General features: G+C 54.8%; 17 protein-coding genes and 2 pseudogenes. 8 read left to right on the top strand and 11 right to left on the bottom strand.

Annotation, left to right across the window (positions count from 1 at the left end; all coding sequences use genetic code 11):
* Positions 1–205: 205 nt before the first annotated feature.
* From JCM25354_RS10785 to metX, 9 genes are all read right to left on the bottom strand, one after another.
* A complete protein-coding gene (locus JCM25354_RS10785) occupies positions 206–841 on the bottom strand; it encodes a glutathione S-transferase N-terminal domain-containing protein (RefSeq protein ID WP_025886026.1) in 636 nt (211 codons plus the stop codon).
* Between the two features lie 28 nt (positions 842–869).
* Positions 870–1,682 (bottom strand): Cof-type HAD-IIB family hydrolase, encoded by an 813-nt coding sequence (locus JCM25354_RS10780; RefSeq protein WP_148301482.1) that lies wholly within the window; start codon positions 1,680–1,682, stop codon positions 870–872.
* Positions 1,682–4,054: a phosphoketolase family protein gene (locus tag JCM25354_RS10775; RefSeq protein WP_025886024.1), complete on the bottom strand. Its 2,373-nt coding sequence runs from the start codon at positions 4,052–4,054 to the stop codon at positions 1,682–1,684. The genes JCM25354_RS10780 and JCM25354_RS10775 overlap by 1 nt, the downstream gene beginning before the upstream one ends.
* On the bottom strand, positions 4,051–5,253 hold the full coding sequence (locus JCM25354_RS10770) for an acetate/propionate family kinase (RefSeq protein ID WP_025886023.1): 1,203 nt from the start codon (positions 5,251–5,253) through the stop codon (positions 4,051–4,053). The genes JCM25354_RS10775 and JCM25354_RS10770 overlap by 4 nt, the downstream gene beginning before the upstream one ends.
* 400 nt (positions 5,254–5,653) lie before the next feature.
* Positions 5,654–6,997: a DEAD/DEAH box helicase gene (locus JCM25354_RS10765; protein ID WP_025886022.1), complete on the bottom strand. Its 1,344-nt coding sequence runs from the start codon at positions 6,995–6,997 to the stop codon at positions 5,654–5,656.
* A gap of 288 nt (positions 6,998–7,285) precedes the next feature.
* Complete coding sequence (locus JCM25354_RS23470; RefSeq protein ID WP_369345763.1) at positions 7,286–7,486, bottom strand: nitroreductase family protein; 201 nt, start codon at positions 7,484–7,486, stop codon at positions 7,286–7,288.
* A complete protein-coding gene (locus tag JCM25354_RS18315; RefSeq protein WP_369345762.1) occupies positions 7,486–7,893 on the bottom strand; it encodes a nitroreductase family protein in 408 nt (135 codons plus the stop codon). The genes JCM25354_RS23470 and JCM25354_RS18315 overlap by 1 nt, the downstream gene beginning before the upstream one ends.
* Before the next feature lie 126 nt (positions 7,894–8,019).
* Positions 8,020–8,619: a methionine biosynthesis protein MetW gene (gene metW / locus JCM25354_RS10755; RefSeq protein ID WP_025886021.1), complete on the bottom strand. Its 600-nt coding sequence runs from the start codon at positions 8,617–8,619 to the stop codon at positions 8,020–8,022.
* On the bottom strand, positions 8,609–9,781 hold the full coding sequence (metX, locus tag JCM25354_RS10750) for a homoserine O-acetyltransferase MetX (RefSeq protein ID WP_025886020.1): 1,173 nt from the start codon (positions 9,779–9,781) through the stop codon (positions 8,609–8,611). Before metX ends, metW begins: the two co-directional genes overlap by 11 nt.
* Positions 9,782–10,111: 330 nt before the next feature.
* Between metX and JCM25354_RS10745 the strand changes: the two genes are divergently transcribed.
* Positions 10,112–13,864, top strand: a complete 3,753-nt coding sequence (locus JCM25354_RS10745; protein WP_025886019.1) for a glycoside hydrolase family 99-like domain-containing protein — start codon at positions 10,112–10,114, stop codon at positions 13,862–13,864.
* Between the two features lie 46 nt (positions 13,865–13,910).
* On the opposite strand, the gene moaB is transcribed toward JCM25354_RS10745, so the two are convergent.
* Positions 13,911–14,441 (bottom strand): molybdenum cofactor biosynthesis protein B, encoded by a 531-nt coding sequence (gene moaB, locus JCM25354_RS18310; RefSeq protein WP_035447466.1) that lies wholly within the window; start codon positions 14,439–14,441, stop codon positions 13,911–13,913.
* A gap of 230 nt (positions 14,442–14,671) precedes the next feature.
* On the opposite strand from moaB, the pseudogene JCM25354_RS18305 reads away from it, so the two are divergent.
* The 3 genes and pseudogenes from JCM25354_RS18305 (at position 14,672) to JCM25354_RS10725 (ending at position 18,278) form a co-directional block, all read left to right on the top strand.
* Positions 14,672–15,465, top strand: a pseudogene (locus JCM25354_RS18305) (NAD kinase).
* A 31-nt stretch (positions 15,466–15,496) separates the two neighbouring features.
* A complete protein-coding gene (locus tag JCM25354_RS10730) occupies positions 15,497–16,876 on the top strand; it encodes an amidase (RefSeq protein ID WP_025886018.1) in 1,380 nt (459 codons plus the stop codon).
* A 211-nt stretch (positions 16,877–17,087) separates the two neighbouring features.
* Positions 17,088–18,278, top strand: a complete 1,191-nt coding sequence (locus tag JCM25354_RS10725; protein ID WP_025886017.1) for an arabinose transporter — start codon at positions 17,088–17,090, stop codon at positions 18,276–18,278.
* 44 nt (positions 18,279–18,322) lie between these two features.
* Here JCM25354_RS10725 and JCM25354_RS10720 read toward each other — a convergent pair whose 3' ends face one another.
* Positions 18,323–19,123, bottom strand: a complete 801-nt coding sequence (locus tag JCM25354_RS10720; RefSeq protein ID WP_025886016.1) for a hypothetical protein — start codon at positions 19,121–19,123, stop codon at positions 18,323–18,325.
* Positions 19,124–19,581: 458 nt separating this feature from the next.
* Here JCM25354_RS10720 and JCM25354_RS18300 point away from each other — a divergent pair.
* The 4 genes and pseudogenes from JCM25354_RS18300 to pnuC all read left to right on the top strand — a co-directional run bounded on the left by JCM25354_RS18300 (position 19,582) and on the right by pnuC (position 23,645).
* A pseudogene (locus tag JCM25354_RS18300) lies at positions 19,582–21,869 on the top strand (TonB-dependent receptor).
* A complete protein-coding gene (locus tag JCM25354_RS18295; protein ID WP_051537358.1) occupies positions 21,869–22,456 on the top strand; it encodes a phosphotransferase enzyme family protein in 588 nt (195 codons plus the stop codon). The pseudogene JCM25354_RS18300 and the gene JCM25354_RS18295 overlap by 1 nt, the downstream one beginning before the upstream one ends.
* Positions 22,453–23,049, top strand: a complete 597-nt coding sequence (locus JCM25354_RS18290) for a phosphotransferase (protein WP_084294735.1) — start codon at positions 22,453–22,455, stop codon at positions 23,047–23,049. Before JCM25354_RS18295 ends, JCM25354_RS18290 begins: the two co-directional genes overlap by 4 nt.
* Positions 23,049–23,645 (top strand): nicotinamide riboside transporter PnuC, encoded by a 597-nt coding sequence (gene pnuC / locus JCM25354_RS10705; protein ID WP_025886015.1) that lies wholly within the window; start codon positions 23,049–23,051, stop codon positions 23,643–23,645. Before JCM25354_RS18290 ends, pnuC begins: the two co-directional genes overlap by 1 nt.
* Positions 23,646–23,656 lie beyond the last annotated feature (11 nt).

Genomic DNA, 23,656 nt, shown 5'->3' with positions numbered 1-23,656 from the left:
CTACCGCAGACCACATCAAGACCTAACAGGCCCTAGTGGCTGATCTATGCCGCGAACATAACTCCACGATGCAATATTACTTGGTTCCGCGAAAATTCAAAAATCGGTCAAGGCCCAACCCATGCCCATAACATGGCCACCACGTTAACTCTGCCTCACGCGATAATACTCTCTGAATCCGGTAATATCGCGCGACACATCATTCTCAACGCTTCACTTCATCCGCTTTCGCGAGCGCGCGCTGCGTAGCAGGTCGGCTCTCGATCCCCTCTCTCCAGAGCTTGACCGCCGGGAAAGCCTCGAGGTCAATTCCCTGCTCTTTCCAGGTCCGCGTCCATGGGTAGGTTGCCATATCAGCAATGCCGTATTCTGCGCCACTCACAAAGGGCTGTGTTCCAAGCCTCGTCTCAAGGACACCATAAAGGCGTTTCGTTTCGTCCTGATAACGCTTGATCGCGTAGGGGATTTTCTCAGGCGCATAAAGAGTAAAATGATGATTCTGGCCAAGCATCGGCCCGAACCCACCCATCTGCCAGAATAACCATTCCAGCGTCGCAATCTTTTCACGCGGTGCGGAAGGGAGGAAACGCCCAGTCTTTTCAGCAAGATAAAGCAGAATCTCACCTGACTCAAAAATACTTATAGGACTGCCACCATCTGCCGGAGCGTGATCGATAATCGCAGGCATTTTGTTATTTGGGGATATCCTGAGAAAGTCAGGCCTGAACTGGTCACCCTTCCCTATATCGACAGGAATAATTCGGTATTCGAGCCCGGCTTCTTCGAGAAACAGGGTGATTTTGTGGCCGTTTGGCGTCGGCCAGTAATAGAGATCAATCACGGGACATTATCCAGATCTGCAGAAGAGATCAGGGTTTAACGTCTCCGAGCACGTAACGTTCAAGGCCGGTCGCAAATCCTTCCTCCTCACAGGAGGCAGAAACATGGGTTGCAGCCTGTTTTACCGTATCATTGGCCTGCCCCATGGCAATAGACATACCGCTTCGGGCAAACATCAACATGTCATTGGGCTGATCGCCCATAGTGACCATGGCTGAAGCCGGAATGTCGAGCAGCGCCTCAAGTGTCGTTACGACCCCACCTTTATTGGCATCATGATTGGTGACGTCAACGTAATAGGGCTGAGAACAGGCAGCTGAAGCCGTCTTGCCCAACGCTTCCTGCAGATCACGCTCGAGGCGCTTCATAAGGTCAACGTCGTCACTGACACCTGTTATCTTGATGACATCGTCAAGATGCCGCGACACATCATCGATACGAGGAGAAAACTTTACCGTCCACTCCTCACGCGCCACATGAGGCGCCTCCTTGTCGTTCACAAACCAGTCCTGGCTCGTATAGACCCATGGATCTGCGCCATGATCGCGTATGATCTTCAGGACAGTTTCTGACTGCTCATGCGTGAGGCGCTTCGTGTCAATAACACTCCAGTCCGGATGAACCAGCACGCCTCCGTTGAAACCGGCGATCGGCAGATCGATCGCCAGCGGTTCAATCAGCATCGCCATACCGCGAGGAGGCCGACCGCTCGTGATGGCAAAGCGTATGCCTCTGTCCCTGAGGGCATGAACGGCGCGGATGGCACGTGGTGTCAGGATTTTATCCCTGGTCACCAGCGTTCCGTCCACATCGGCGAGTACGAGTTGAACCTCTTGTGTCATCAGCCCCTGTTCCCTTGCCATTTCCAGTTGAGTATCTCAGGCATATCCTGGCCGTACTGGCTGATATAACGCTTATGCTCTACCAGCTTGTCATTGATCATCTGCGTAACATAAGCCGCATGCACTGATAGCGAAGAGACGCGACGCACGGCATTCAGTATGATATGGTAACGATCAAGATTATTGCGTACGGTCATGTCAAATGGCGTCGTTGTGGTTCCTTCCTCACGGAAACCGTGAACATGGAAATTGGCACGGTTGCTGCGACGATAAATCAGACGATGAACAAGCTGCGGATAGCCATGGAAGGCAAACAGAACCGGCTTGTTCTTCGTGAACAGATTATCAAAAGTCACGTCATCCAGACCATGAGGATGCTCACTCGGTGACTGAAGCGTCATCAGATCCACCACGTTGACGAAGCGTATCTTGAGATCAGGAGCATATTCCCGAAGGATCTGGACAGCTGCGAGCGCTTCTACCGTAGGCACATCACCTGCTGAGGCAACAACAAGATCGGGCTCAAATCCCTTGTCATTGCTCGCCCATTGCCAGATCCCGATACCCTGGCTGCAATGCGCAATAGCAGCGTCAATATCAAGCCACTGATGTTCGGGCTGCTTGCCAGCCACGATGACATTGATACGATCCCAGCTCTCAAGACAGTGCTTGGCGACATACAGCAATGTATTCGCATCAGGTGGCAGATAGACCCGGGCGATATCGGCTTTCTTGTTGACCACGTGATCCATAAAGCCCGGATCCTGATGACTGAAACCGTTATGGTCCTGGCGCCAGACGTGAGATGTCAGCAGGTAATTGAGCGAGGAGATAGGACGACGCCATTCGACCTCCTTGGCTGATTTGATCCACTTGGCATGCTGGTTGACCATGGAGTCCACAAGGTGGACGAAAGCTTCGTAACACGAGAAGAAGCCGTGACGACCTGTCAGCAGATACCCTTCCAGCCAGCCTTGGATCGTGTGCTCACTTAGAATTTCCATTACGAGACCATCTGGAGAGAGATGATCATCATAAGACCGGATCTCGGCAGTCCAGGCACGGTTCGTAACCTCGAGCACGTCATTCAGACGGTTCGAATTGTTTTCATCCGGCGACAGGACCCGGAAATTGCGGCTCTCGAGATTCATGCGCATGACATCTCGGAGCCAGGATCCAAGGATACGCGTACTTTCCGCCTGGACAGCACCTGGTGACGGAACTGTTAACGCATGTCCTTCGATCTTAGGCATACGTAGAGGGCGTCGCAACACACCACCATTTGCATGAGGATTGTCGCTCATGCGTAACGTACCCTCGGGCGCCAACGCTGCGATTTCGGCATGGAGACGACCATTTTCGTCGAAAAGCGTTTCGGGCTTGTAGCTCCGCATCCAGTCTTCGAGAATCTTGAGATGTCCGGGCTTTTCAAGATCGGTCAGGGGAACCTGGTGCGAGCGCCAGTATCCCTCGCAGCGCTGCCCATCAACCTCTTTCGGGCCCGTCCAGCCCTTTGGGGTACGCATGATAATCATGGGCCAGACTGGACGCTCGGCGTTATTCTCAGAACGTGCGCGCTGCTGGATCTCTGCAATCCTGTCAAAGCACGTGTCCATGGCACTGGCCATGTCCTGATGCACAATGTCAGGATCGCTACCCTCGACAATTACGGGATCATAACCGTAGCCACGGAACAGAGCGAGAAGCTCTGCTTCAGGAATACGTGCCAGAACTGTCGGGTTGGCAATTTTATACCCGTTCAGATGAAGGATCGGGAGAACAGCGCCGTCATTGCGGGGGTCGAGAAACTTGTTGCTATGCCACGATGTGGCTAACGGACCCGTTTCAGCTTCACCATCTCCAACGACGCACGCAACAATGAGATCGGGATTGTCGAGCACAGCACCATAGGCATGCGAGATCGAGTAACCGAGTTCTCCGCCCTCATGGATCGAACCGGGCGTTGTGGCTGCAACATGACTTGGAATGCCTCCCGGAAAGGAGAACTGCTTGACCAGGCGGCCTATACCTTCGACATCCTGCGAAATCTCAGGGAAATACTCGCTGTAAGTTCCCTCGAGGTAGGTCGCCGCGACCACACCCGGCGCTCCATGCCCGGGCCCCGCAATGAACAAGACGCTTTTCTGGCGTTCCTTGATGATCCGGTTCAGATGCAGGTAAAGCAGGGTCAGACCGGGTGTCGTACCGAAATGACCGAGAAGACGGGGTTTGACGTGCTCGATCTTGAGCGGATCACGCAGGAGTGGATTGTCCAGCAGATAGATCTGCGCCACGGAAAGATAATTGGCAGCATGCCACCACTTATCAAAAAGGTCGATCTGCTGTGCGGAAAGCGGTTTCTTTTCGCTCATCGTTTATGACTTCCTTCGATTATTCTTTTTGTTTGGCGGAAGATTGTTTCTTCTTCATCTGCTGGAATAACCAGCACCATGACACGGCCTGAGCGCTGGCTGATTACGGGGCGCCCTGCCGCGTTCGCATCCTCGCAGATATGCACGTCAAGCCATTTGAACCTCTGGCACACAGCACGGCGGAAAACAGCATCATGCTGACCGATCCCCCCTGTGAATACAATGGCGTCAACACCGCCCATTTGAGCGATCAATCCGCCCGCCTGCTGAACGAAGCGCTCAACGAACATTTCAAGAGCCAGCTGCACATTTTCGTCAGCCTCGTTCTCGCGTAAGACACGCATATCACTAGACAGTCCGGAAACGCCTTTGAGACCGGACTTGTAATAGAGCGTATCCTGAACCTGCTGTGGGGTCAGGTTTTTCTGCTGAAGCAGATAGAGCACCACACCAGGATCAAGCGCTCCGCAGCGCGTACCCATCATAAGCCCATCAAGAACAGTCAGCCCCATGGTCGTCGCAACACTGCGTCCATGCTCCAGAGCACACAGACTGGCGCCGTTTCCAATATGTGCCACAAGCACCCGCTTATGGGCGATCTCCGGAAACTGTCGCTCAAGCGCGCGTGCGACAAAATCATAAGAGAGACCATGCGCCCCGAAAACCCGCGCCCCGCCATCCAGCAACTCTGCAGGGAGCGGAAGACGCGTCCTTACGGTTGGAATGGTAAAATGAAACGACGAATCAAAGCAGGCAACCTGCATCAGTTCGGGCTTCTGCTCGAACAGAAGTCGCATTGGTACAAGGCTGGGTGGCTGATGAAGAGGGGCAAGAGGGATGAGATCCTCCAGCTCTTTGATGACATCTGCATTGACGTGCACCGGACCACGAAAATTCGGACCGCCCAGAACGACGCGATGACCAACCGCCATGATTTGCGATCCACCGCCGTAACCCTCAAGCAGATCCAGAACATGCCGGATCATCTGGCCATGACTGTTCCCTGAGCTCGCATCAGCCTCGATCACAGTCCTTTCACTGACACCGTCAGGCGTGCGTGTGGTCAGTACAGCACCACCGGGCTGATATTCCACCAGCCCTGAAAGAAACCGCTCCGAGGAGCCTGCTCCGTCAAACAGGGCAAATTTGATGCTTGAGGAGCCCGAATTCAGCGTGAGAATGGTTTTGTTATGAGACACGTCTTGACCTCGAAACGCCTGGCGCCATTGCCAGCATCCGAAGAGTAAACTGCGTGATCTGTTTACGGTTCAAACACAACATCTTCCGGCCGCGACAGAGCGTTTGACCGGATTTCGGAATTTATGTTGAATTTCTGTACGTTATCGAGACTAGGATACGATTTTTACACGCCTTTGTGAAAAACACATCGACCCATGACTTGCTGCTGGAACGCGCTCAAACCCAGAATATGGTTGATGACAGAAATCGTTCTGTATCAGTTCTAGCGCGGCTCCGTCAGGCGCACAGGACCGCGCCTGATATCGGCCTCATAGTGATGAGCGCCGAGGGGGAGTATCGCATCCTCGTCTTTGACCAGCTGATAAGGAATGCAGGCAAAGACGGGAACGGACCGTCAGTTTACTTGGTGCGGGAGCGTGCCGGACGACCACCCTGCGGACGATTATTGCCACCCGGACGACCTGCTGAGGGGCGTCCTCCTTCACCACTACGCTGACCCGAGCCAGGGCGCGAACCACTTGGACGCTGTCCACCACCACGGGGCTGGTTGCGGCCACGCCCTCCACCACCAAGTACCGGCGGGCGCATGGTTGAATTCTGGGCTTCTTCTGAATGATAGGCGTGGTCTGTCACGACCGGAATCGACTTGCCAATAAGCTTCTCAATATCACGCAGCCAGGCACGCTGCTCGGCATCACAAAGGGAGACAGCCCAGCCATCACGGCCGGCACGTGCAGTACGTCCGATACGATGGACATAGCTTTCTGCGACATTGGGCAGATCATAATTGAACACGTGGCTCACATCGTCCACGTCAATACCACGCGCAGCAATATCCGTAGCGACCAGAACCTTGACTGATCCATCACGGAACCCCGCCATCGCACGTTCACGTGCGCCCTGCGACTTGTTGCCGTGAATCGCTTCCGATCGAATGCCCTCTGCATTGAGAAAATCAGCGACCTTGTTCGCTTCGTGCTTCATGAGCGTGAAGACAACAGCACGCTGGACCTTCGGGTTCTTGACCAGAAGCAGGGTCGCCGCCCGCTTGTCTTCCGATTTGACGAACATCACGCCCTGGCGAATACGATCGACCGTGGATGATGGTGGTGTCACTTCGACTTTTGCCGGATCGTGGAGCAGTGAATGGGCCAGATCCTCGATCGCCTTGGGCATGGTGGCCGAAAAGAGAACGGTCTGTCGGCTCTTTGGCAGCAAGGCTACGATACGTTTGATATCACGCACGAACCCCATATCCAGCATACGATCGGCCTCATCGAGAACCAGCACCTCGAGATCATGCAGATCAATGTGACCCTGACCGATCAGATCTAGCAAGCGCCCCGGAGCTGCGGTCAGCACATCCACGCCGCGACGCATGGCCTCTACCTGACGCCCCTGCCCGACCCCGCCGAAAATTACGGCATGACGGAGCTTCATGTGACGCGCATAGTTCTTGAAACTGTCGTCAATCTGCGCAGCAAGCTCGCGCGTCGGAGCAAGCACAAGGACACGAGCACTTTTCGGTGTCTGTGTCCGCGGATGTGTAAGCAGGCGATGCAGAGCCGGCAAAGCAAAGGCCGCTGTCTTGCCGGTACCGGTCTGAGCCAGACCAAGAAGATCGCGACCTTGCAGCAGATGCGGGATAGCGCCCGCCTGGATCGGTGTCGGGGTTGTATATCCCTCTTCCGTCAGGGCACGCTGAATCGGCATGGCAAGCTGAAGATCGGCAAAACTGGTCATATAAAAGGCGCCTCCTATGGCACGAGCCGCGCGTTGCACGTACGGCTCACGGGATGACGCCTCCTGGCCCGGACGTCACAAGGGATAGAAAAGATCCGGGGATGACAGAGCAGACCGCGCTTGCGACGTCAGAGTCCTGACGCCAGAGCCGACTGAGTCAAATCTGGACCGGGGAGGCCCCCATATAGGCAGAGCCCATCCCGGACGCAAGCAGTTCCAACGATAAAACAATGTTCAATGCAGCGAAAAAACACACGTAATGCACTGAACCTGCCTCGATAGTACCGCTCAGGCAAAACGGTTATGAATAACGGTCTCTTCCTCTGGCAGTTGACCACCATGGGGCGGATATTCCGCCGCTTTTTTTCCGATCGCGACGAACATGACAACCTCATGGTCGGCAGGCAGATTGATCAGTGACCCGACAGCCTTGAAATCAAACCCGTCCATAGGACAGCTCTGATAGCCGTGAGCAGCAGCAGCCAGCATCAGGCATAGGCCGCCATACCGCAGGACCGGATACCCTCATCCCGCTGAAACTGCTCATTACCGTCATAGAATTGTCTGATCATTCCTTCATAAGTAGTCTGCATGTTTTCAGGAGCGGCAGCCCAGTAACGGGCCGGGTTCTTGTCCCAGGCCTTGAAATCGGCACAGAGAATGATCAGAGCGCCGGCCTCTTCAACCTGAGGCTGATCCCATGAAACAGCACGGATCTGCTTCCGGAGCTCAGGATCGGAAACGACAACAAAACGCCAGTGCTGGATGTTGAAAGCTGTCGGTGCCTTGCGTCCGGCATCAAGAATGGCACGCAATTCGTGCTCTGGGATAATAACGGAGGGGTCAAAACGCTTGGCGGAACGGCGCTCTGCAATGGCGGTCATAATATCGGTCATGAATGCTCCGCACCCTCTCTTGGCAGGGTGATGGGAATATCGGGAGGAGCTGGCATGCAATCATGACATTCAGGGCGAGTAAAGCATTACTTCGATAAAATACGAAACAATCCCCTCAATGAGAGATCATTTACGGCGCAAAAGAAAGAGCGCCTGCTCACCAAACAGATTGGCCAATCTTATCGACCGCCGCCAGGGCGCACGCTCACCGGCCTCATCAACAGCGAGCCATCGATCAATGACGTAACCCTCTGCATCGCAGAGCTCCAGGAAGTCCTGAATGGTGCACGGATGGATATTGGGTGTTTCGTACCAGGGGGTATGCCACACAGCATTCATGGGCATACGACCGCTGAGCAGGATCTGCAATCTCAGGCGCCAGTGACCGAAATTCGGAAAAGAGACAATCGCATGACGGCCGATACGAAGCATCTGCCGCAGCACTTCGCGCGGCTTTTCAACGGCCTGTAGCGTACGTTGCAACACCACATAATCAAACGCATCATCTGAATAATGGACCAGATCGTGATCGGCATCGCCATGCATGACCGGCAAACCATGAGCGACCGACCGTGTCACCTCCCTCATATCGATCTCGATACCGCGGGCGTCGCATTGCCGGGTACGAAAGAGATGATCAATCAGCGCCCCGTCGCCACTCCCGATATCAAGCACACGGGTACCTGGCGCAATCATCTCGGCTATCAGATGCTGATCAAGACGCATTATGACCTCCCAGACCGGCCTGTTCCGCCGCACCATTTATAAATCCGCGCATGGTACGCTCCAGATCAGGTTCATCGAGCAGAAAGGCGTCATGTCCCCGATCGCTTTCGATTTCGACGAAGGAGACATTCACTCCGGCCTTGTTCAGCGCACGCGCCAGAAGCCGTGACTGCGAGGTAGGAAAAAGCCAGTCCGACGTGAAGGAAATGATACAGAACCGGGTCGAGCACCCCCGAAACGGTGCTGACAGATCGCCATCATAATCGGCGCTGAGGTCAAAATAATCGAGCGCACGGGTTATCGTGAGATAGGAATTGGCATCAAAACGACGAACGAAACTTGATCCCTGGTGACGCAGGTAGCTCTCCACCTCGAATATCTCACCAAAAAGCGAGTTACCCGTTGTCGCACCAGCAGGAGATGACACTGTATCACGCCGTGTTCTGCGCCCGAATTTCTGGGTCAGAGCCTCTTCGGACAGATACGTGATATGGGCCATCATACGTGCCACTGCGAGCCCCTTGGCCGGAACGATACCTTTTTCCCAGTATCGACCACCGTGCCAGTCAGGGTCACCACAGATTGCCTGACGGCTTACTTCATTGAAGGCGATATTCTGGGCTGAATGAAAGGGCGCTGTGGCAATGGGCATTGCCGCCCCGACACGCTCGGGAAAGCTCGCCACCCATTGGAGGACCTGCATACCGCCCATGGACCCCCCGATCGCAGCAAACAGACGCCCGATACCAAGATGATCCAACAGCTTCGACTGGGCAGATACCATATCCCGTATGGTAACCGGCGGAAAATCCGTCCCCCAGAGTTCACCGCTCTCACGCAGGCTCTTGGGTCCCGACGATCCCAGACATCCCCCCAGCACATTGACGCAGATGACATAGAAACGATCCGTGTCGATCGCCTTGCCTGGTCCAACCGTCCGGCTCCACCAGCCCGGTTTGCCAGTTACAGGATGGGTTTCCGCCACATATTGGTCACCCGTCAGTGCATGACAGACAAGAATGACATTATCACGCGCAGATGAAAGGGTGCCATAGGCACAATAGGCTATATCAAGCGGTGCTATATGCGTTCCGCATTCAAGAATCAGCCCCTCATCAAGCGAGACCTTGAACGAGGTTGCCGAGCCATTGCTGACTGGCATGCATCCGGTTCCGGTCCGGCCTGGCACTTCGGTTCCTGTCCTGGACGCATCAGAATGATAATGCATGGCCTCACAACTCGCATGGATATCAATCTCTCCCCAGGAAAGACCGGATCACCCCAAAGTCTCAAATACAACTCCGAAGCCCTTAACCCGACTGCACCGTCATCGCCAAGCCAAGGCGAGCAGATATGGAATCAGGGCAATCAGACCGGACTTCGTTGCCGCCCCATCTGGCTGGGTTGTCAGAGACACAAGCCAGTAACGGCTATGGTTGTTCCCCCCGAAGTCGTTTAATGTTTTATTAACGAATCGCGGGAGAAAGCGACCATGCCTATGATCCTGAGGACTATCGGGCATTCCGGGCTTTTTGATACGGCATTCTATCTGTCGCGTAACCCGGACCTGCATGAAATAGGGAGCGCCGCACTCGCCCACTATCACAAGACCGGATGGCGGGAAGGACGCAAACCCAACGCTTTTTTCGACCCTGCGTGGTACATGACAACCTATCGGGATGTCATTGAAGACCCTCTGTATCATTACCTCCAACGCGGCGAGTATGAAGGGCGCCGTCCAGTACCCTGGTTTGATCCCCTCTGGTACCGGCAGGCCAACCAGGTCCCAGCCAATATGAACGCCCTCGCCCATTATCTGGCAAACAGGCATAGGTCTGACATTCGTCCGGTTCCCGAATTCGATCCGGAATTTTATCTGCGCAGCTATCCCGATGTGGCGTCGTCAGGCATGGATCCGGTCGAGCACTATATGGTGCAGGGCTTTCGTGAAGTAAGACGGCCCTTCGAAACCTTCGATCCTGTCTTTTATCGTATGCGCTATATGCGCCACGAACCAGACGCCAATCCCTTTCTGCATTGGCTGGCTCATCGTCATGAAGCAGGCATTTTCCCCTGCCTGCCGGTACATGAAACGACAATTGCACGCGAAATCAGACGCCGTACACAGCCTGGACCGCATTATGAGGAGCGGCACCCTCTGCCAGATGCCGCCATCCGACGGGCACGGGTTCTGGCCTACTACCTGCCACAATTTCATCCGAACGAAGCCAATGATCTCTGGTGGGGCAAAGGGTTCACGGAATGGACCAATCTCGCACGAGGTGTACCGCGCTTTGCCGATCACTATCAGCCGCGCACGCCACGCGATCTCGGTCATTACCGGCTTGATAATCTTGAAACTCTCACGATCCAGGCGCGCATGGCACGCGAAAGCGGTGTAGAAGGATTCATCTTCTATCATTACTGGTTCAACGGCAGACGCCTGCTCGACCGCCCCATGGAGCTTCTGCTTCGAACGCCTGAGATCGACCTTCCCTTCTGTCTCATGTGGGCCAATGAAAACTGGAGCCGGCGTTGGGATGGTGGTAATAATGATGTTCTGATCTCTCAGAATTATCGTGTGGAAGAGGATGACGCCCTGATCGCCGATCTTGGCCGTCACATGAAAGACCCTCGTTACATCCGTATCGGTGGTCGACCTCTTTTCATGCTGTATCGTCCTGGCGCCATTCCTGATGCAGCAGCACGGATCGCCAGATGGCGCCTTCTCTTTCAGGCGAATGAAGCACTCGATCCGATCTTCATCATGGCACAGGCTTTTAATGACAATGACCCGACAGTCTTTGGCATGGATGGCGCCATCGAGTTTCCCCCACACAAGCTGACAACAACCTGTACTCCCATCGAGAACAAGGTGCAGGTTCTCGATGAGGACATGACTGCGCGCATATACGACTATGCCGAGCTGGTAGATAAGGCGCTGGCCGAACCAGAACCTGGTTTTCCGCTTATTCGTACTGTCACCCCCTCATGGGACAATGATCCGAGACGCCAGGGTGCCGGGCTCGTGCTCCATGGGTCAACACCTCGGCTATATGAGCACTGGCTAAAGGAAACGGTCGCGAAGGCCCGTCATCACCCTTTCATGGGTGAAGCCCTTCTTTGCGTGAATGCCTGGAACGAATGGGCCGAGGGCGCCTATCTGGAGCCGGATCTCCATTTCGGTTCTGCGTATCTGAATGCCACGGCGCGCGCCGTCACCAGCTTCCAGAGTCGACTTGCCCGACATCGCCTGCTGCTGGTCGGTCATGATGCTTTTCCTGCAGGTGCACAGATGTTGTTACTCGCTATCGGTGCTGCGCTCATACGCAATCATGGTATCGAGATCGCGTTTATCCTGCTTGGCGGGGGAGACCTGCTCTCCCGCTATCGCCAGATCGGCAATGTCGAGATTCTTGATCCTGGTACGCCTGCCTGCATGGAACGACTTTCGTCCCTCAGGACCGAAGGATTCTCTCGTGCCATCATAAACAGTGCCGCCTCCACAAAACTGGCACCCGATCTCAGCATAGCAGGTATATCGTTTATCCTTCTCATTCACGAACTACCGGGAATGATCCGTCAGCATCACCTTGAGGCCTCACTTGAACATGCACGTAAACTGACGGATGCGATTATTGTCCCCGGTGCAAAACTGACACGTCTGTACCCCGAAGCAACGATATTGCCCCAAGGTCTCTACAACCGGATTGCCTTTTTCGAACCTGATCGCAGACGCGTTCGCATGGCATACGGGATAGAAAATGAGGCGCTTCTGGTCATTGGCATAGGATATGGTGATAACAGGAAAGGTTTCGACCTCTTTCTGCGGCTCTGGGAAATATTGCAAAGCCCGAGTTTCAAAGCGCCGCGTATCCAGCCTGGTCATACAGAAAAGCCCCGCCCGATTCATTTCATCTGGGTCGGGGCCATTGCAGACGAGACCAGAGCAATTCTCGAACATGATCTCAATTCCGCCCTTGCAACACGGCGCTTTCACCTCCCGGGACGGGTGGAAGACGTCAGTCCGTTTCTTTCAGCTGCAGATCTGTTCCTGCTTCTTTCGCGTGAAGACCCCTACCCCTCAGCCGCGCTGGAAGCTCTTGCCTCCGGATTGCCCTGTATCGCCTTTGCCCGTAACGGAATGATCCCTGAGCTTTTGCAGGAGCTCGAGGAGGAAGGCGACGAACGCCATCGGATCATTGAGCCCGGAGACCTGCCTGCCATAGGCGAGCTGATTCTGCACCAGACGCTAACCCCATCTGACATTCCCACAAGACGGATACGACGTGGCGCTGAGCTGGCGAGACGCTTTTCCTTTGATCGTTATGTGGATCGCCTCAGGACAATTACCCTGCCCCACCTGCCTTCGATTTCAGTTGTCGTTCTCTCATACAACTATGCGCATTATCTGTCGGCGCGCCTGGCCACGATTTTTGCCCAGAATTGTCCCGTCAGGGAAATCATCGTTCTGGACGATGCCTCGGATGACGGAAGTGCCGAACTGTCAACGCGCGTGGCGAATGCGTTCAACCGGGCCATCACACTTGTAACAGGGAAAAGACAAAGCGGCTCGGTTTTCAATCAATGGCAGAAAGCCGCTGAACTCGCGAGCGGTGACTGGCTCTGGATCGCCGAGGCCGATGATCTGTCGGAACCGGAATTTCTCTTGGCCCTCAGTGAGATCATTTCGCAGGTGCCAGATATCAATATGGCCTTTTGTGACAGCCGCTCAATCGATGAAAACGGCGCTGAGATCTCCGCTGATTACCAGGCCTATTACCATCACCACGTCGGGCACAGGCTGGGAAATGATGTACTGATTGATGGAGAGAGCTTTGTCCGCGACTTTCTTGGCAAATGTAACCTCGTGATGAATGTCAGCGCCGTTCTGTTCCGAAAGCGCGATTTTCTGACTGCCCTGACTTCGTGCCGCGCCGATCTCAATCGTTTTCGTGTGGCTGGTGACTGGCGCCTTTACGTCGAATTGCTTCTGCGGCCCGGAAGCCAGCTGGCTTATCTTTCCCGCCCCCTGAATATCCATCGCCGCCATGAGAAATCAGTGACAGGTCTGATCGATCATGGAGCTCATCTGCAGGAAATTGCCTTGATGCACAAACTGATCTCGAGCCGCCTTGGTGCACCACTCGGGTTGATCGAGTCCCAGCGCGCCTATCGGGACCAGCTGAAGATCCAGTTCGGCATGAAGCCGCAGCCCGGAGGGAAAAAGTCCCGACAATGCTGATCAGGAGGCAAGCAACCCGATAGCGATGAGTCCTGCTCTTCCCGCTTCAGCCTTCGCGCAGACGCGGCATCAGATCAACAAAATTGCAGGGACGGTGACAACTGTCGAATTGTTGGCAGAGAATCATGTCCCAGCCATCAGCTACAGCGCCCGTCGATCCGGGAAGAGCGAAAAGCAGGGTCCCCTTCGCAATCCCTCCCATAGCGCGGGATTGTATCGTTGACGTGCCAATCTTGGCGTAGGAGAGCATGCGGAAAAGCTCGCCAAACCCCGGAATTTCTTTCTCGATGACATGCGCGAAAGCCTCCGGCGTGACATCTCTTGCTGTGATGCCAGTCCCTCCTGTCGTGATGATTGCCTCGATATCGTCGCGTTCAATCCATAACCGCAGATACTCTGCGATATCTTCTAGCGTATCGGCAACGAGAGCGCGCTCAACCAGATGATGGCCCGCCTTTTCAATACGATCGGCCAGAACTGCACCAGATCGATCCGTTTCAAACGTCCTTGTGTCAGAAACGGTCAAAACGGCAAAACGGCAAGGTCTGAAACTGGGTTCATGATCAATTTGCGACACGACCGGCCTCTTTCTCTCTGAAATGACTGACAGAATAACGCTCTATCAGAAAAGGAGGCAAACGACTGGCGCCTGACGGTATAAAGCTGTTTACAAGCATGGTTGCGAGGATCGGCACTCACCGTTAGGGTAGTTTTATAAATTCCAGTTCAGGTGTGCGAACAGGTGGATTATCTGGTGTTTCCTGCTTCTCCTGATCGGGCTCAGCCCTTTCAGCTTGGTCTAAAGGCGTGAGCCTGCCCCTTACCTGCTTTCGGAAGCCTCCCGAGCGTATCGCGTTTCTCGCATCGCCGAGCGAAATAGCACAGAAAGCGCGTCTCAAGCTCATTGCCATCCATGGCGATGCTCCTCTCTGCGAAGCAGAAATTGTCGTTTGCCTTGGCGGGGACGGATTTCTGCTTGAGGTGCTGCACAAAGTTGCCGAGCACAACATACCCGCCTACGGGCTCAATTGCGGCTCGATCGGATTTCTTCTCAACGCTGTTTCAGATGAGGATCTGATCAGCAGGCTGACACGCGCTCAACCATCCGAGCTGCATCCGCTGAGAATGAAAGCGATTGGACGCGACGGGACTTTTCATGAAGCATTGCCTTCAACGATGTTTTTCTGTTCCGTCAGACACGCCAGGCCGTAAAGATACGCATTGAGGTCGATCAGCGTGTACGTCTGCCAGAGCTCATCTGCGACGGGGTGATCGTGGCCACACCGGCCGGATCAACAGCCTATAATCTTTCTGCTCACGGGCCGATCGTCCCTCTCACCGCCAATCTGCTTCCTCTGACACCAATTTCGGCTTTCAGACCCAGACGCTGGCGTGGAGCTCTGCTACCGTCATCGGCGACCGTTCGTCTTACGCTTCTGGAGCAGGACAAACGTCCCTGTGCCGCCGTCGCAGATTTCATGGAAGTACGCGACGTTGCTGAAATAACCGTCCGCGAGGATCGTTCGATTACAGCAACCATTCTTTTCGATCCGGACCATGGTCTTTCAGAGCGGATCATAGCCGAGCAATTTGCCGAATAAATCGCCCAGACAAAAAAAGAAGGCGCAGCCTATGAACAGTCCGACAATCCGTTCGAGCTTTGCCCCCTATAAAGAGTCACTGACAGGGACTGCCAGACGCCTTGCTCTGGGAGAAATCACCAGCCGTGCCCTCGTTGAACACTTTATCGAGAAAATAGAAACGTGCGACAATGCACGCGCCGCCTACACAGAAGAGTTCTCTGCAGATCGGGCGAGACAATATGCTGACGCCGCCGACCGGATACGGGCAAAAGGCTATGAGGCCTCTCCCTGGAGCGGCCTGCCGATCTCAATAAAGGATCTCTTCGATATCAAGGGACAGGTAACACGTGCAGGCTCCACGATTCTTTCCGGTCGCCCGGTCGCTTTGAACGATGCCGAGGCTATTGCCCCCCTGCGGGCAGCAGGCTTCATCTTTCTTGGCCGTACCCAGATGACAGAATTCGCCTATTCAGGTCTTGGCCTCAATCCGCATTATCCGCAGCCCTGGAATACACTTGTCGAGGAAGGTCGCGCCATACCTGGAGGATCCAGTTCAGGGGGTGCTATCTCTGTCGCAACCGGTGCAGCTCTCGCAAGTATTGGCTCGGATACAGGCGGCTCCTGCCGTATTCCAGCCGCCATGAACGGGCTGACGGGCTTCAAGCCGACGGCGGGGCATATAAGCCGCAAAGGCATGATTCCTCTTTCACCCAGCCTGGACAGTGTTGGCAGCATTGCCCAGACTGTTGAGGATTGCGCACTGCTCGATCACATTATGGCAGGCAGACACGAAAAATGGACATCGGTCGAAGCTGAAGAAGGCCCGATACGCCTGCTTCTTCCTACATCGATTGTACGTAATGAAGCGGATCCACAGGTCCTGGCCGTTTTTGAAGCCGTCATTCGACATCTTGAGGCAGGCGGAATAGAAATTGTCCGTCAGCCCCTGCCTCTCCTGCAGGATATCATCGATCTGAACCTGCAAGGACAGATCGTCGCTGCGGAAGCCTATCACTATTTTCATGACGATCTGATTCATCACGAGCAGGATTTCGACCCCCGTGTGAAAGAACGTATAATCATGGGGGCAAGAACAACCGTACAGGAACTCAGGCAGCTCTATATCGAACGCCAGAAACTGTGCACTCGGTTCAATGCAGATATGAACGGCTTTGATGCCCTTGTCTGCCCGACTTCTCCTATACTGCCCCCATTGATCGCAGAATGTGATGAACCGGCACAATACGGGCGGCTCAACAGACTCGTCCTGCGTAATCCATCTCTCGCCAATCTGCTTGATGGCTGTTCTTTCAGCCTGCCTTTCTACTGGCAAGGACTGGCAGCGGGACTTATGCTGACCGCCTGTCATGGTCGCGACAATATCCTGACACGCATTGCCCGACGCTGCGAAGCACGCCTCAAAGGATAATACCTACTGTTCCTGCCCCCGTTGCAATTCCGACTGAAAGACGGATCGGACAAGAGTCGTCACCAGAGCGTTATTTGAACCATTGAGCACCCGGGGCTAGCGTCACGACTCTTTTCTCCTCGATCAGGGCTGTGTCGTTGCCTGACCATGTCTTCAGGCAACGACACATGCAGACAGGCAGAGCTATAAAAAGCAGACCGGGCGCCCCTTTATGACCGACAAAGATAGTTCCTTCAGGCATCTGCCTGCGCTGACCATTGCACTCGTTCTTTCCTATATGGCCGTAGCCATGCCCCTGGCAGTCATCCCCCCCTTCATCACCTCATGGCCCGGTTATGGCAATGGTATTGCAGGCGTCGCTGTAGGCTGCGCATTCGTCTCGACTATTCTGACCCGCACGCTTGCCGGAGGATTTGCCGACCATAAAGGTGGACGCAATGCAATGCGTCTGGGATTGATCCTGTACGCACTTGCAAGTGCCATATGTCTGCTTTCTGCACTCGATCTGTTCCCGAGATCCGCTTCTTTCGGTCTTCTGATTATCGGGCGTCTTCTGCTTGGCGTTGGGGAAAGCTATACGCTTGTCGGCATGCATGGCTGGGGCATCGGACTGACCGGCCCTCAAGGCGCGGGAAAAGTGCTCACTTGGACGGGGGCAGCCATGTATGGTGCTTTCGCCTTCGGTGGCCCAATCGGGCTCAGCCTTTATCATCTCGCCGGCTTCTCCAGCCTGATGGCCATCTGCATCATATTGCCTCTTGTCGGTCTCGCCATCGTCCAGGGCGTACCCGCGGCCCCCATTCTGGCAGGAAAGCGCGAATCCTTCTGGCCTGTTCTCGGTGTTATTCGCCCCTACGGTATGGTGGTTGCCTTGCAGGGTGTCGGATTCGCCGTGCTGGGTGCGTTTCTCTCGGTCTACTTCCTTGCCGAACACTGGCGTTTCGGCAGTCTGGGCCTGACCTGCTTCGGTCTGGCCTTCGTTGCAGGGCGTATATTCTGCGGCCATCTGCCAGAGCATATGGGCGGTATTCGGGTTGCCATGCTCTCCCTCACGATCGAGGCCCTGGGTCAGGGCTGTATCGCGTTCGCACCCTCGCCGGTTCTGGCTCTGGTGGGAGCAGTGCTGACGGGTGCAGGGTGTTCGCTGATCTACCCTTCGATGGGCGTCGAAGTCGTCAAGCGTGTACCCGCATCTATCCGGGCCACGGCGCTAGGGGGATTTGCTGCGTTTCAGGACCTCTCCTATGCCGTAAGCGGACCAATCGCAGGAACGCTTTCTGACTGTCTGGGCTACAAATCCATCTTCCTGATGGGCATGGCCTGCGCAATAGTCGGCCTTGTTCTCGTTATGACCTTGCAACGACGCGATCTGGCTGCCACTGATAATATTCAATCGAGCTGACAGACGCGTCAGCTGCCTGTCAGCCACTGATCAGGGATCAGGGATCAGACACCGTACTCCAGATGAAAAAGCGCCATATCGAGCTGAGCGTAGCGAGGCCCTCGCTCCGGAACCTCCTCACTATGGGTTTTTTCAGGCTCGGAAGGGGCTGCCGGTTCATTCTTCTGAGGCTCTGTCACGATAGTGTGGGGAATCCCGGTCTCCCCGGAAGTAACCACGTCCTCAGGCGCACGTATCCCTGGCTCGGGCAGAAGAGCGCACAAAGCCAGAAAATCAGTTTCATTCAGAGGCGAAGGTCTTTGGCCCCTGCACCGCTGCACGATCCACCCGGCGAATGAAGCGTCAAGGGCCTTGATCGCCCCATCACGCGTCTTTCCTGCCTGCTCTTGCAAAATCCACTCAATAAAAGTCCGATCTTGTAACGAAACACGGCGCGGCACCGGATCAGCCGGAGTCTTGATCACCCAATCCTCGACATATCGGGCAATATCCAGCTTGGGCGTCCCACCATTTTCCTCAGGATCGAGCTGAGCGCAGCGAGGCCCTCGCTCCGGAACTGCCTCACTATGAGAAGGTTTTTCAGGCTCGGGCAGAAGAGCGCACAGAGCCAGAAAATCAGTTTCATTCAAAGCCGAGGGTCTTTGGCCCCTGCCCCGCTGCACGATCCATCCGGCGAATGAGGCGTCAAGGGCCTTGATCGCCTCATCACGCGTCTTTCCTGCCTGCTCTTGCAGAATCCACTCAATCAAAGTCCGATCTTGTGACGAAACGCGACGCGGCGTCGGATCAGCCGGGGTCTTGATCACCCAGTTCTCGACATATCGGGCAATATCCGGATCGAGCATCCCACCATTCTCCTCAGGTTTCTGGCCTCTCCCTGAAACGCTTTTTTACGGCTGGCAGGGGAGAAATCTTGTTTTTCAGTTACCATGCGATCGTCAGAATTCACCGAAATACAGAAAAACGCCTTGTGCAGATTCTGCGGAACAGTTTTCTCCGAAGACTGGTACTCATCCTACCGACAAAACGAGACACTATCGAGTAGGGCGAGATCCAGAAACACGCGATCCCATCGCTTTCCTGAGAAAGAAGAGAGGGTTTCTGCTTCATCTCACGACAGAAAGAATGGAAATTCGATTGTTTCGATAGCGAGGATATGAGAACTGCTCTCATACAGGGGCGTGCCCTATCGTTTTTTCATAACTGGATCATGACATTGGCACACGCTTTGGCTTGCTCGCATCGATCGGTCAGACGGTTCTGGCTTCTCTCCACGATCTCGACGCTCTACATGATCTCCTGGATGAGCGCAGAGGCAGCTGAAGGATCAGCCAGGCAGAAAAAGAGCGAACATATTACCGTTCGGGCAACTGAACCCGAGAAACGCAATGCCGAACGTGGTGGCGGGCTGATACGGGCTCAGCATGAGATCCGCTCGGTCAGTAGTGTCGATAGTACCTTCATCGCCAAACAGGCTCCCATCGCCACCGCCTATCAGCTGGTATCGCTATTGCCTGGTGCCAATGTCGCAGCGTCGGATGCGATGGGGTTATCACCGCAGACCACAATCTCAGTGCGCGGGTTGAACACGGATTCAATTGGCTATGTGCTGGAAGGCATGCCGCTCAACGATCTGGCTTTCTATTCCGGCTATCCCAGCCAGTTTGCCGATGGCGAGAACTATCGTCAGGTAGCGCTGAGCCAGGGCGCTGCTGATCTGGACAGCCCCGTTCTGAATGCTGCAGGCGGGTTGATGAGTCTGAGCTTTCGCGATCCTGCGCGCAAGGCAGGTGGCATGGTCGAAGCTTCGTATGGCTCCTATAACAGCAACCGTGAGTTCATCCGGTTCGATACCGGTCTGATAGGGCACACAGGATTACGCGGTTTTGTCTCCTATTCTCACACCAGTGCCGAAAACTGGCGTAGCCCCGGTCATGACATGCGGCATCATATCGATTTCAAACTCGTCCGCGATATCGGCGAACAATCGCATGCAGCTCTTGTCGGAAGCTTCAACAGTACAGTCACGAGTTACTACCCGCAGGTTACAAAAGATCTTTTCAGACAATATGGCGTCTCGGCAGGCAATGCTCTGAACAGCCGGTACGATCCACAGAACCCGGACGAGGCTCAGGATTACCAGCGCTTGTGGCGTGCACCCGAGCGCACACTATACATGGGTGCGCCTGTGAACCTGGCCCTGACCGACCACATCACCTTGCGGGCGACACCTTATGCACAAGGCGCTTACGGTAATGTGCCCAGCGGCTCGACACTGCCACTTACGGATCTTTACACGGGTACACAACCACTCAGTGATACGCTTACCCTGCCCAGCACACAGGATGGTCAGGCTCTGGTACGTGCGAATTACACGCAGCGTAGCACCCGCTCCGGCTTCACTTCTGAACTCGTCTGGAAAAAGAGCTGGAACGAGCTCATTCTCGGTTATTGGTTCGACTATGGCGACGATCACGAAGTACAGTCATTCTCCCCGATTAGCACAAACGGAACATCCGCCAACATCTGGGGCAGCGGCACACGTAATTTCGTCAGGCTTTCCAATGGCAGCGTGTATCTGGCGGGCGACAATCATACGATCAGTATGACCAATGCACTGTTCATCGGTGACCGGATGAGTTTTCTTTCGGATCGTATGCTCATCGAACTCGGCTTCAAGGAAGTCATGGTCAACCGGACAGGCACCAACGCCGTACCGGGACCACAATATCATGTCGGCAGCAACAGCGCGGTACCCCTGCCCCGTCTTGGTATGCGTTTTCAGATCACGCCACAGCACCAGTCTTCCTGAATGCCACAACCAATTTTCGTGCCCCTTCTTTCACCGCACTCTACAACGTGTATGATCCTACCAGCGGTGAAACCAGCACAAATGGTGCAACCAGTCTCCGCAACGAATACTCGATTTCCGAGGAACTGGGCTATCGTTATACCGGGCCGCTCGTAACGGGCAGCCTGACCTTCTTCAATTACAATTTCACGAACCGCCAGATCGAAACCCAGATCCAGATCAACAACACACCGATTTCCTCGACCATCAATGCAGGTGGGCAGACTTCACGAGGCATTGACATCGAGCTTGGCCTAAGGCCCTGGCATCATTTTGCACCCTACCTCTCCGGCGAATATCTCCACGCCACGATCGACAATGATATTGCCAGCAATGGCGATCTGCTCCCGACACGAGGCAAGATCGCAGTTCGTAGCCCAAGCCTGCAGGCTTCGGCTGGTCTGACTTATGATGACGGTCATGTTTTCGGGTTTGCCTCAGTGCATTATACCGGTCGGCAGTATTCAACATTCATAAATGACCAACGGATAAGCGATCGTACAACCGGTGATCTTGCAATCGGTTATCGCTTCTCCGACCTCAAGCGCCTCAAGGCGCCCTCTCTGCGCCTCAACCTGATCAACATCACCAATGAACATTATCTTTCAGGCGTGGCGGACCCCACACTGAATGCCAGGAATACCACTGGTCGTTATGGCACAACCATCGCAGGGTCATCTCCTGACTATTATATCGGGGGCGGATTCTCGGCTCTTGCAACTGCAACCGCCGGTTTCTGATGTCAGTAAGGCCAAAGCTCACCTCACCTGGTCAATTCGGGCTTTGGGGCAGAGAGACAAAGCGTGACTGGCCGCTGATCACACAGGACGAGGCATCTCTTGTTCTGGCAGCGTTTGATCTGCCTGATATCACCCCCATCGAATGGCACAGTGCACGACCATTCTCCGCAGTCTCGCGTCTGAGCGATTGCGACGGAAAGAACTGGTTTCTCAAACGTCACCATCGCTTCCTGCGTGATGAATCAGCTCTGGCAGAGGAACATGATCTGATCGCCCACCTTGCCGGACAGGGTCTCTCCGTTGCCTGCCCATTGGAGGCATCATCGGGAAAGACCAGCCTGAGCCTTGGTGAATGGTGCTATGAGTGCTTTCCCGCTCTCGGAGGAAACGATCTTTATCGCGATCGCCTGTCATGGGAACCGTATCTTACGCGTCATCATGCTCAGGAGGCCGGATATGCCCTGGCCTGCCTCCACGAAAAGGCACAAAGCTGGAATGCGCCGTCCCGCTCAACACGCCCCCTCGTCTCGTCGGTGATTCCCCTGCTTGATCGCCACGGCCCGGAAACAGGTCTGAAAGATGGATAGAAGACAATCCGGCCCTCAGGCAGTCTGTCGAGATCCACGGAAATATTGACGATATTCTGGCCACACTGACGCCTTTGTTCCGCAACGCAACAGCCTCTCTGGCCCGTGCCGAGCTGCAATGGGGACATGGCGACTGGTATGGATCAAATCTCATATGGCAAGGACCATCAGGCAAGGAGACAGTTAGTGCCGTCTTCGATTTCAGCATGGCGGACAAGACGACGCGCTGCTTCGATATCGCCGTGGCACTTGAACGAAGCATGATCGACTGGATGAAGCCAAGGCGTACTCTGGCGCATTCACCTCCGTTTTTCAGGACCGAACCAGAACAGATCGTGGCTTTCCTTGCCGGATACGAACGGTCTCATCCTCTCACGATGCAGGAGCGCGAGGATATCGCGGCCTTTCTCCCTCTCGCTCACATCACCTTTGCCTGTTCGGAAATCTGGTACTATCAGGCCCTTCTCAACGCACCTGAACTCGCAAAAACGACCTACGAAACCTATCTTCTGGGTCACGCACAATGGTTTGGCACGGCTGAAGGCAAATCATTGCTCAACCGTATCGTCAAACCAGAGAGAGCCGACATATAATGTCGCCCGTCGAAGCTCTGGCCGTTCTTGTCACCATGACGGGAATATGGCTCATGGCACGCAGGCGCGTTCTGGGATGGCCATGCTCGCTTCTGGCTTCCCTGCTCTATCTGGTCGTGTTTGCAAGATCACGACTCTACGCAGACTCAGCTCTTCAGCTTGTTTTCTGCCTCTTCATTCTCAAAGGCTGGTACGAGTGGCATAAACTGCGTCTGGTGACGGCAGAAATTGTCGTGCAGCGCGCATCTGGTCGTATCCTAATGCGCGATCTCCTGATCGCCGGCTGGTGCAGCCTTACTCTGGGAACATTTCTGAGGCTCTGGACGAGCGATGCTGCTCCCATGACTGACGCCACGCTGAGTGTCCTCAGCGTGGTCGGACAAATCTGGACAGGGAAACGATTCATGGCCTGCTGGCTGCTCTGGATCCTGGTCGATGGCGCCTATATCATGCTGTTCATCGAACGCGGACTATGGCTGAGTGCAGGACTCTATGCAGGACTGATTGTGATCGCCCTGTATGGCTGGCGGAGCTGGCATATCTCGGCAAAGTCCCCTGCCGTCATGGAAAAACCGATACAGCGCCAGCCTGACTGACGCTTAGGCAG

It is taken from the genome of Asaia prunellae JCM 25354, from assembly GCF_000613885.1.
In the GTDB taxonomy this organism is placed as follows: Bacteria; Pseudomonadota; Alphaproteobacteria; order Acetobacterales; family Acetobacteraceae; genus Asaia; species Asaia prunellae.
Note: the sequence above shows the minus strand (reverse complement) of the source record. Positions and strands in the feature narration are given on the sequence as shown.